Origin of the sequence: Streptomyces sp. NPDC002130, assembly GCF_040296465.1 — a bacterium.
Lineage (GTDB): Bacteria > Actinomycetota > Actinomycetes > Streptomycetales > Streptomycetaceae > Streptomyces.
Window position 1 is genome coordinate 1 of record NZ_JBEOXI010000924.1, and the last position, 1,313, is coordinate 1,313.

Annotated in this window: 2 protein-coding genes; both read left to right on the top strand. The window is 61.3% G+C overall.

Features of this window, described 5'->3' with window-relative positions; genetic code table 11:
• Nucleotides 1–146 precede the first annotated feature (146 nt).
• On the top strand, nt 147–623 hold the full coding sequence (locus ABT116_RS47025; protein ID WP_166813508.1) for an SRPBCC family protein: 477 nt from the start codon (nt 147–149) through the stop codon (nt 621–623).
• A 32-nt stretch (nt 624–655) separates the two neighbouring features.
• Nucleotides 656–1,313 (top strand): condensation domain-containing protein (locus tag ABT116_RS47030; RefSeq protein ID WP_351647492.1); only part of this gene is annotated, 658 nt, incomplete at its 3' end.

The following is a 1,313-nucleotide window of genomic DNA, read 5'->3' on the forward strand; positions in this document are numbered from 1 at the left end:
GCTGCCGCTGTAGCTGCCCTGGAAGCCGAAGCTGACCGAACCTCCGGTGGCGAGCGTGCCTGCGGGGCTGAGTGCCGAATCGCCCCGATCTCGTCGACCGTGGATAATTCCGAACACTTGTCAGGCCCGAGAATTGGAGATCGACGATGGCTTCGCAGAATTCCGACGAATTCCTGGTAGAACGTACGACGATCGTCAAGGCAGAAGCATCGGACGTCTTCGCGTTGATCAACGATTTCCACCAGTGGACGCAGTGGTCGCCCTGGGAAGGTCTCGACCCGGCAATGCAGCGTACGTACGCGGGTCCGGACGCGGGCGTCGGGGCTTCGTACGCCTGGGCGGGAAACAAGAAGGCGGGCTCCGGCTCGATGGTGATCACCGAATCCGTCCCGAATGAACGCGTAGTTCTGGACCTGGCCTTCCTCAAGCCGTTCAAGGCGCAGAACGTCACCACCTTTCTCATCTCGCCGAATGCCGGTGATGTTCAGGTGACGTGGAAGATGACCGGGAAGAAGAATCTGTTCTTCAAGATCTTCGGTTTCATCTTCAGCATGGACAAGCTTGTCGGTAAGGATTTCGAGAAGGGCCTGTCCCAGCTGAAAGCTGCTGCAGAAAAGAGCTGACAAGCCGGTGGTACCGTCTCCCGGTGTTACGGATGACGCCCACCGATGCCCAAACCTTCTGGATTTCGGAGAAGATCCCGAACGATCAGCTGCTGCTCTACTGTTTCGACGGTCAGAGCCAGTCGATCGACGAGCTACGCCGCTCAGCGGTGGAACGAGCGTCGCTCATTCCGGATCTCAATGTTCGGATTCGTGAATCACCGTGGCACCTCGACTATCCGGTCTGGGAACCCATGCCGGTCGATGCCTCGTTGGTGAGAGTGCATGAGCTGACCGATGACTCGTGGATCTCGTGCATTCAGGGAATCGAGAAACTCCTTGAGAACCACGTCGATCCGCGCGAGTCGCCGTGGGCGCTGCACCTGTTTCACGGCGTCACCGGCGTGCCGCGCTGCAGTGGCCCGGCGCTGATCGCAGTTCTGCAGGTCGCGCATTCTCTGGCAGACGGCAAACGGGCGTCGGCGATTGCTCGCCAGCTGTTCTCGCCGCAACCGCCCGCGCAGCAGAAGACGGACGTGCGGCGTAGCGGATCAGCCGAGATTCTGGGCCGCGCCGCCTTGCGCCTGCCGGGTCAACTCGTTTCACTGTTCCGCGACGGCCGGGCGGGGCACCGAGCGCAGTTGCAACTGCAGGCCGACACCGAATCGGGAGTTGTTGCGCCGCAGGCGGCGAGCCGTCCCAAAGTGCGCT